This is a genomic window from Nocardioides sp., from assembly GCF_050699375.1.
Lineage (GTDB): Bacteria > Actinomycetota > Actinomycetes > Propionibacteriales > Nocardioidaceae > Nocardioides.
The window spans coordinates 24,408-32,799 of record NZ_JBOHDN010000201.1; the positions used below are offsets into that span (position 1 = coordinate 24,408).

Consider the following 8,392-nt stretch of genomic DNA (forward strand, 5'->3'; position numbering starts at 1 on the left):
CAGAATTTCGGTGTTTCGGCGTGGGGGCCGCAGAATCTCGACCTATCGTTGGGACATGAAGACCTGCGACTTCTGCGGATGTCACGAAGCCGATCCCTACCGCCTCCTGGCGTGGACCACCGCAGTCGAGCGGGGCCGCACGAAGTCGTTCTGTGAGGCCTGCTCGCGGCGCCACGTACGTTCGATGGAGGCCAAGCTCGACTCCGACTGGTGGGCCTGAGCTCACCTCCGCTGAGCTCACATCCTTTGAGGCGCCTCGATGCCGAGAAGCCCGAGCCCCTCTGACAGCACCCGCCTGGTCGCCTCGCACAGCGCGAGCCGGGTCTGCCTGACCTCACCCTCGGACCTCAGCACTGGACAGGTCTCGTAGAACGTGGTCAGCGCCGTTGCCAGGCCATAGAGGTACGCCGTCAGGTGATGCGGCTCCAAGGTGTCGGCGACCTTGGCGACCACCGGTGCGAAGCCGGTCAGCTCCAGAGCGAGCCGCCGCTCGGCCGGGTGGTGCAGCGTGCCGAGGGCGCGGTGTTCCGAGCCTGTCGGAGGGTGCGTCTCCTCGGCCTTGGCCAGCACGTTGCAGACCCGGGCGTGGGCGTACTGCAGATACGGGCCGGTCTCCCCGGTCGTGGCCGACATCCGGCCGAGGTCGAAGACGTAGTCGCGGGCGAGGTGGTTGGAGAGGTCGGCGTACTTCACCGCGGCGTTGGCCACCGCACGGACGACATCTGGGTTGTCGTAGCGCTCGGCCACGGCCGCCTCGGCGTCGTCGAGGAGCGCCGTGAGGGTGACGGTATCGCCGGAGCGGGTCTTGAACGGGCGCCCGTCGGGGCCGAGCACGGTCCCGAAGCCGATGTGCTGGACCTCGACCGGCTCGGGGAGCCAGCCGGCGGAGCGCGCGACGGTGAAGACCATGTCGAAGTGCTGGCTCTGGCGGTGGTCGACGATGTAGACGGCGCGGTCGACGGACAGGTCGTCCACACGGTGCCGGATCGTGGCCAGGTCGGTCGCGGCGTACCCGAACCCGCCGTCGGACTTCCGCACGATCAGCGGCAGCGGTGCTCCGTCGCGGCCGACGAAACCGTCCGGATAGGCGACCTGGGCACCGGCCGACTCGGACAGCAGGCCCAAGGCCCGAAGGTCGTCGACGACACCCGGGAGCTGGTCGTTGTAGCGGCTCTCGCCATCGAAGTCGTCGTCGGTCAGGAGTACGCCGAGCCGACCGTAGGTGGCGTCGAACTCGGCCATCGAGGCGTCGACCAGGGCCCGCCACAGCGCGAGAGTGGTCGGGTCGCTCGACTGTAAGGCGACCACCCGCCGCCTGGCGGAGTCGGCGAAGCCCGGGTCGTCGTCGAAGCGCGCCTTGCCCCGCTGGTAGAGAGCGAGCAGATCGGCCATGCCGAGCGCGGCGACGGTTTCGGGGTCGTGGAGGCCCTCGCCGAGGAGCTCCTCGACCAGCATCCCGAACTGGGTGCCCCAGTCGCCGAGATGGTTCTGGCGCACCACCTCGTGACCCGCATAGGCGAGCACTCGGGCCAGGGCGTCACCGATGACCGTGGAACGGAGATGGCCGACATGCATCTGCTTGGCGACGTTGGGGGAGGAGTAGTCGACGACGACCCGCTGGGGTGCAGCCGGTGCCGGAACGCCCAGGCGCTGATCAGTCAGCAGGGCCCTGACGGCGTCGGAGAGGACCTCCGGTGACCAGGTCACGTTGAGGAACCCGGCACCGGCCAGCTCGACGGTGGCCAGGGCTCCGAGGCGATGTGTCGAGCTTGTCGAGATGCGATGTATCGAGCTTGTCGAGATGTCGACGGCGTCGACGATGCGGGCGCCGATCTCACGCGGCGCCAGGCCGAGCGGGCCGGCGAGGCGCAACGGGAGATTGGACTGGAGATGTCCGAACTCGGGCCGGGTGGACGGGCGCAGCTCGGGGTCGATGTCGGCGTAGGCATCGCCGAAACAGATGGTGACGGCCTTCCGCAGGTGTGCGGACAGGGCGAGGGTGTGCTCGTGCACGAGAGTGGTCCTAAGAGGGTGAAGAGACAGCCTGACGCGAAGGCGGGGTCAGAGACCCATGCCTCGTCGTCGCAGCGCGCTCTTCGTGACCATGCCGGCAAGAGTGCCGGAGCGGCGAGACGAAGGTCAAGCCGATCCGTCGGCCCTGGCGTTGCCCGAGGCGATCAGGTCCCAGGCGCAGCCGCAGTAGGGATGCCGCAACCACTGCCGGGTGGCGGGCTCGTCGTCGCGAGTGAGGATCGCCGACGTCGACCAGGAGACCGGCGTGCGCCCGGCGAGATAGGTGCGGGCGTCGCGTACGGCCCAGGAGAGTGCGAGCGCCCGCAGCAGCGCGTCGGGCGGCACCTCGGTGCCGAGGAGCTGGCGCACGACCACGGCGCGGCGGTCGTCCTCCTCGGCGAGGGTGGCGTCGACGCACCGCAGGCACGCGGTCACCCCGGGGACGACCAGGGGACCGACCGACCAGGCGTCGGGACCGCTCTCGACAACGAGGTGCGCCCGTCCTTCGCGCACCATCTCGTCGGCGCGCTCACGGTCGAGCGGACCCTCGGAGAGGAGAACGACGATCTCCGGGACGGTAGCGGCCGGGCCGGTCAGCGCCTGGGCCGCGGAGACCAGCGCGGGCGGACCGTCGAAGGCGATCTGCGGTGGGGGTTCGCTATGGTCCGCGACCATCAGGAGCCCGGCATTGCCGAGCTGCTGCATCGCATGCCGCCCCGGCAGATGGTCAGGCTCGACGGCCCGTCCGGCGGCGAGGTCGGTCAACAGGCGGCGTACCTCCACGCCGTCCTGCACGATCGCCCGCCGCGGCGGGTCGATGCCGATCTGAAGTCTGGTCTCATCACGTCGTACGGCCACATATCCCGGCCGAATCCGGTAGCGCGTATCCATGGCGGGAAGTCTCACACCGCCTGGAAGTTCCTGCCACCAGCATCCGCGCCCCCTGTGGATAACTCGCCGAGAAGTCACTTCTGCAGGCCGAGTTGGCACCTCTGTGACGCTTCGGCCTGCAGAAGTGACCTCTCGGCCTGCAGAACTGACGCCTCGGCTAAATCGCGTAGCGGCGCCGCCGGAACATGTCCGGAGACGCCGCCGCGTGGGCTCAGAATGAGCTGAGCGATCAGGCCTTACCAAGGATGCGGTTGAGATTGGTGCTGCAAACAGGGCAGACAGCCTTGGCCATCTTGGTGCCCTTGTCGTTCACCCGGATCTCACCGGTTGCCTCGCGCTTCTCCTTGCACTTCACGCAGTAGAACTCGCCGCTCCAGGTCTCCGCCATGACGGCCTCCTTGCCTTTATGTAACTGGTCGTCGCGACGGGGTTGTCAGGGAAGCCCGTCGGAAGCTCGCCATAGCGAGCCTCCTCGACCCTACGACACACGGCGCTCTCGGCGGCAACACGGGCTGTCCAGCGTGTGTCGGCGTGTTGGCGTCATACCGGGGGAATCCGAGGTTTCGATGACGAATCGAATACCTCTGCGGCGACCCTCGGAAGTCGCCCGGGTCTCGACACGCGGACGCGGATTCGCAAGCTCGTCCGCTCGCTCGCTCGACCTCGTCTTCGCTCGGCCTTCGCTTCTTCGTCGCGAAGCCCGGGTCGCCTCAAATTGGAGGGACCCCCGGTGCCTGGATCGTCCTTCGCCTTCCCCTTGCGAAGGCCGTCCGGCGGCGCCGGGGGTCCCACTGACATCGAACTTAAAGAGGTTGAGGGGGCGCGTCAACGTGCCACTCCGCGAGGCTTGTGGACAAGGTGTGGACAACCCCGCTTTGCTTGGGGACAGCCGGTGGAAGACGTGCCCGTTCCTGTGGGTAACCATGACGAACGGGCGGGGAATGTTCGGTTGAACATAGGCTTTGACCTGGGAAAAGCACTTCTCCGCGGCCTGTGGAGGAAGAAATAGTTGGAGGAAGTTTTGTGACGGGCACGGTTTTGGGAGCGGCACTGTTGAAAGGGGCGCGGCGTGAGTGGTCCTGATGAGGTGCTGTCTCCGGTCGCGGCCCTGCGCCGGATCGCGTTCCTGCTCGAGCGTGGCCGCGAGGACACCTACAAGGTGAAGGCCTTCCGTGCCGCGGCGGCCGCCATCCTCCCGCTCTCCACCGATGACGTACGCAGCCGAGCGGACGAGGGCACGCTGACCGAGCTGAGCGGCGTCGGCGCGAGCACGGCCAAGGTCATCGCCGAGGCCGCACGTGGTGAGGTCCCACAACGCCTGCAGGACACCGAGCGGATCCACGGCGGACCGCTGACCGCCGGGGGAGCGGGGGAGCAGCTCGGGAGCAGAATCAGGGGAGACCTGCACAGCCACTCCGACTGGTCCGACGGCGGTTCGCCGATCGAGGAGATGGCGTTCACCGCGATCGAGCTGGGCCATGACTACCTCGTGCTCACCGACCACAGCCCGCGTCTCACCATCGCGAACGGGCTCAGCGCTGCCCGCCTGGAGCGCCAGCTCGGCGTCGTCGACGCCGTCAACACCCACCTCGCGGGCCATGGGTTCACCCTGCTGAAGGGGATCGAGGTCGACATCCTCGACGACGGCAGCCTCGACCAGACCGACGCGATGCTCGACAAGCTGGAGCTGCGGGTCGCCAGCGTCCACTCCAAGCTCAAGATGGAGAAGGAGCAGATGACCAGGCGGATGGTCGCCGCCGTCTCCACGACACGGATGAACGTCTTGGGCCACTGCACCGGGCGCCTGGTCACCGGCAACCGCGGCACTCGCCCCGGCAGCCAGTTCGACGCGCGCAGGGTCTTCGAGGCGTGCGCCGAGCACGACGTCGCTGTCGAGATCAACTCCAGGCCCGAGCGGCGAGACCCGCCGACGAAGCTCCTCGAGCTCGCTCGGGACATCGGATGCGTGTTCTCGATCGACTCCGACGCCCACGCTCCGGGGCAGCTCGACTTCCTCGTCCTGGGGTGCGAACGAGCCGAAGCCGCAGGCATAGAAGAGGAACGGATCATCAACACCTGGCCCAGGGATCGCCTGCTGGCCTGGGCGAACAGGTAGTTTCTTGAGTCATGGACCGGCCAGAGATCGAGGTGCGGCGCAGCAAGCGCCGCCGGCGTACGGTCTCTGCCTACCGTGACGGCGACCGCATCATCGTGATGATCCCGGCTGCGATGTCGCAGCGCGAGGAGACCGAGTGGGTCGAGCAGATGGTCGCCCGCCTGGAGAAGGCCGAGCGCCGTCGCAAGCCGTCCGACGACGTGCTGATGAGGCGGGCCAAGACGCTCAGCGATCTCTACTTCGGCGGGTTGGCCAAGCCGGACTCCGTACGTTGGGTCGAGAACCAGAACACCCGCTGGGGCTCCTGCACGCCGGGCGACCGATCGATCCGGCTCAGTGCGCGTCTTCAGGGCATGCCCGCATGGGTCGTCGACTACGTGCTCGTTCACGAGCTCGCGCATCTCTTCGAGGCCAAGCACAACGACGCGTTCTGGGCCTGGGTCGAGCGCTATCCCCAGGCCGAGCGCGCCAAGGGCTATCTGGCCGGATGGTCAGCCGGCGCCAGGATCCCCGCCCCGCCGGGCGAGGATGGCGTCGAGATCGACTGATCCACGCCGTCGACCCGATGTCGACTACCTCGTGCCGCCGCGTCCCTCCCAGGCGTCGATCGGGCTGAAGGGAAGGCAGAACAGGTAGTCGTTGCGGCGGAGAATCAGGTTTGGGATCGCCATCAGTTCGCAGCCGCAGCGTCCGGCTGCGGCCAGCACCACCAGCGGAACGCCGACCGCGACGAGCATCGCCACCGGGTAGATCTGCATGAGGACGAGCCAGCCGCCTGTGACCGCGAGGGCGCTGCCTGCGCCGAGCCGCAGCGCCGGCTTGGCGCGGCCTCGCAGCAGCACAGCGAGCGTCAGGGCCGTAGGCACGATCACCGCGCCGACGAGTGAACCCAACGGTCGGGACCCGGCGCCGGGCAGGTCGAGCCATGGATGCTCGTGCGGCACGGCGACGGCCCACCCGATCAAGGCAACGCCGGCCAACGCCCTGGTCGTCGTACCCCACGGTCCGATCTCGCGGCTGCGCCGGAACCTTCCAGGGTTTCTCGTCTGTTCGTATGCCTCGCTTCTCATGTCTACTCCAGGGTGGTCGAGACCAACGGTCAACAGCAGCGTGACCCCTGCACCTGGGTACCGGGTCAAGTCTTCCGCTCGCCGCTGCCGAGCTGGCTGGTCGTGGCCGCGGGACGGGTCGTTGCAGCCTTTCTGGAGACCGTGTTCGTTGCGGCCGCGACGTACGGCCTCGTCTCGCTCTTCGTTCCGCTTCGGATCGACTGGACCGCCGCTGCTCTCCTGCCCCTGCTGATGGGCGCGGTGGCGGCGATCGGCGTCTCGCTCGGTGTCGCCGGCGCCACCTTGGTGTGGAAGCGGATGCATCTGGTCAACGACACCCTGATGGTCATCGTGATGCTCTTCAGCGCGAGCGCGCTGCCACTGATCGAAGTGGCCGGCTGGTGGGCTGCCATCGGCCGGGTACTGCCACTCACCGACGTCGTCGGCGGGCCCTACCGCACGCTCATCGCTGATCAGCAGCTGCTCGCGTGGGGTACGGGTGGTTACGTCCCGGCACTGCTCGTCGCGCTGGGGTACCTGCTGCTCGGCGTACTCATCTTCACCTGGGGAGAACGGACCGCGAAACGCCGGGGCACCCTGGGCCGCTACTGACCGATCGCGGACGCCGCAACTGGCCGCAGGGTCGATGGTGCGTATCACTTGCCGGTCGGATCAGACCCCCAGCTGAGATTCCAGCGCCCGGCCCAACTCGTCGCGGTGCGCGATGATCGGGCGGCCCCAGGCAACGAGCTCAGACGGTTCATCGCGGTAACCCCAGGTCGCCGTCGGCTGGTACACGAACGCGGCGTCCCAGTGCACCGGAAGGTCGCCGTAGCCCCGTGCGGCGAACCAGCGCCCGACCAGCTGGTTCTCGTCCCATAGATGGTGGACCCGCGGGTCGGTGAGGATTCGGTCCTCCCACTCGGTCCGAGCATCCGTCCCCAGCACCGGCAGCCAGACCGCGTAGACGGCCACGTCCGCGTCGGGGCCGTCAGCCAGCTGCTCCTGGAGCCAGGCGGCACCGCGCAGGCAGGTCACGCAGCTGGGCGAGAGAATCGCGATCACCCGGGTCGTGTCGCCGTCGGAGTCGAACAGCTCACGCAGCTGCCCGAGGTCAGCCAGGTCTGCCAGCTCGTGGGCCTTGCCCGAGCTGCGCAGAGCCTCGCGTTCGGAGTCGGTCGCCGCGCGTGAACTCAGGTCGGCGGTCTCCCACGGCGGAACGGCGCGGTCAGAGCCCCGATCCCCGAGCCCAAACCCGATCAGGGCGCCCACGACAACCAGCGCGGCGCCCCCGATGACAAGACGCCGAGAGCCGGCGAACGCCACGAGTCCGGCCACCATGACGAACACACCGACCAGAAGGACGACCAGCAGCGACCACGGCCGAGCGGCCTGTACCTCGATCCACGCGGCGAAGTCGGAGACGACCCCGAGCACGGGGTCGGACGCCGCCTCCGAGGGCGACCCGAAGCCGGTCCGGATCCAGAAGTACGCCAGGTAGACAGCGGCCAGGACCAGCAGCACGCCGGTCAGGCGACCCACGTGCGGGAGCAGCCGACTGGACCATCGGGAAAGCCCGGCACGGGTGAGCGTGGCAGCCGTCGCCAGCAGGACCAGGACCAAGGCCAGCCCCAGCCCATAGGCGAGGAACGCGACAAGCACCGGTAGTCCACAGGGGTTGAATGCGGCGAGCGCCCCAGCCGCCAGCGCGACCGAGAACGGGACAACGTCCATGCTCAGATGGTCGGCCCTGTACCCACGTATCGGGTCAACCGGTCAGCTACTTGACCTGTAGTTGGGTCGCAGGTTCATTGTTGGTGGTATGTGGACCAGTGAGGTCGCAAGGCGGGCCGGCGTGAATCCGCAGACGTTGCGCTACTACGAACGACGGGGCATCTTGCCGGCCCCGGGGCGGACGGCGTCCGGCTATCGCGACTACCCGGGGTGGACGGTGAATCTGGTGCGGTTCGTCAAGCATCACCAGGAGTTCGGGTACTCCCTGAAGGACATCGAGCAGCTGCTGGAGCTTGTCGACAGTGGCGCCGCGAGCTGTGCCGAGGCCCGAGCGGTCACGGCCGCTCGGGTGGCCGACCTGGATCGCAGGATCGCCGAGCTGCATCGGATGCGGCAGTGCCTTGCCGACATGGGTGCCGTCTGTCGGGGTCTCGGCCCCGGCCGGCTGTGTCGCGTCATGGCGCGGACGGTCGAAGCCATCGACGCGACCGGCGCCGACGGCGACCACGAGCAGTGCGACTGCCCGTCGGGCTGACGTACCGCCGCAGATCGCCCGACCCGCGACACCCTGGGGAGGTCTGTCCGAGCC

10 protein-coding genes are annotated in these 8,392 nt (G+C 68.3%); 5 read left to right on the forward strand and 5 right to left on the reverse strand.

Features of this window, described 5'->3' with window-relative positions; translation table 11 throughout:
- The first annotated feature begins 55 nt into the window (after positions 1 to 55).
- The gene (locus ACRDPS_RS14920) at positions 56 to 220 is read left to right on the forward strand and encodes a hypothetical protein (RefSeq protein ID WP_431502433.1); all 165 of its coding nucleotides are present in this window, start codon (positions 56 to 58) and stop codon (positions 218 to 220) included.
- A 17-nt stretch (positions 221 to 237) separates the two neighbouring features.
- On the opposite strand, the gene argS is transcribed toward ACRDPS_RS14920, so the two are convergent.
- The 3 genes from argS to ACRDPS_RS14935 form a co-directional block, all read right to left on the reverse strand.
- Positions 238 to 1,980 carry an arginine--tRNA ligase gene (gene argS / locus ACRDPS_RS14925; protein WP_431502442.1) on the reverse strand — a complete coding sequence of 581 codons (1,743 nt, stop codon included), beginning with the start codon at positions 1,978 to 1,980 and terminating at the stop codon, positions 238 to 240.
- Positions 1,981 to 2,139: 159 nt separating this feature from the next.
- A complete protein-coding gene (locus ACRDPS_RS14930) occupies positions 2,140 to 2,904 on the reverse strand; it encodes a hypothetical protein (protein ID WP_431502434.1) in 765 nt (254 codons plus the stop codon).
- A 229-nt stretch (positions 2,905 to 3,133) separates the two neighbouring features.
- Positions 3,134 to 3,292 (reverse strand): DUF5679 domain-containing protein, encoded by a 159-nt coding sequence (locus ACRDPS_RS14935; RefSeq protein ID WP_091051197.1) that lies wholly within the window; start codon positions 3,290 to 3,292, stop codon positions 3,134 to 3,136.
- A 681-nt stretch (positions 3,293 to 3,973) separates the two neighbouring features.
- Here ACRDPS_RS14935 and ACRDPS_RS14940 point away from each other — a divergent pair.
- Complete coding sequence (locus ACRDPS_RS14940; RefSeq protein WP_431502435.1) at positions 3,974 to 5,020, forward strand: PHP domain-containing protein; 1,047 nt, start codon at positions 3,974 to 3,976, stop codon at positions 5,018 to 5,020.
- 11 nt (positions 5,021 to 5,031) lie between these two features.
- Positions 5,032 to 5,568: a M48 metallopeptidase family protein gene (locus ACRDPS_RS14945; RefSeq protein WP_431502436.1), complete on the forward strand. Its 537-nt coding sequence runs from the start codon at positions 5,032 to 5,034 to the stop codon at positions 5,566 to 5,568.
- A 24-nt stretch (positions 5,569 to 5,592) separates the two neighbouring features.
- Here the strand turns inward: ACRDPS_RS14945 and ACRDPS_RS14950 are convergent, their stop codons facing one another.
- Positions 5,593 to 6,090, reverse strand: a complete 498-nt coding sequence (locus tag ACRDPS_RS14950; RefSeq protein WP_431502437.1) for a hypothetical protein — start codon at positions 6,088 to 6,090, stop codon at positions 5,593 to 5,595.
- 12 nt (positions 6,091 to 6,102) lie between these two features.
- Between ACRDPS_RS14950 and ACRDPS_RS14955 the strand changes: the two genes are divergently transcribed.
- Positions 6,103 to 6,681 (forward strand): hypothetical protein, encoded by a 579-nt coding sequence (locus ACRDPS_RS14955; protein WP_431502438.1) that lies wholly within the window; start codon positions 6,103 to 6,105, stop codon positions 6,679 to 6,681.
- Positions 6,682 to 6,741: 60 nt separating this feature from the next.
- On the opposite strand, the gene ACRDPS_RS14960 is transcribed toward ACRDPS_RS14955, so the two are convergent.
- On the reverse strand, positions 6,742 to 7,803 hold the full coding sequence (locus ACRDPS_RS14960; protein WP_431502439.1) for a hypothetical protein: 1,062 nt from the start codon (positions 7,801 to 7,803) through the stop codon (positions 6,742 to 6,744).
- Positions 7,804 to 7,891: 88 nt separating this feature from the next.
- Between ACRDPS_RS14960 and ACRDPS_RS14965 the strand changes: the two genes are divergently transcribed.
- On the forward strand, positions 7,892 to 8,338 hold the full coding sequence (locus ACRDPS_RS14965; RefSeq protein WP_431502440.1) for a MerR family transcriptional regulator: 447 nt from the start codon (positions 7,892 to 7,894) through the stop codon (positions 8,336 to 8,338).
- Positions 8,339 to 8,392: the final 54 nt, after the last annotated feature.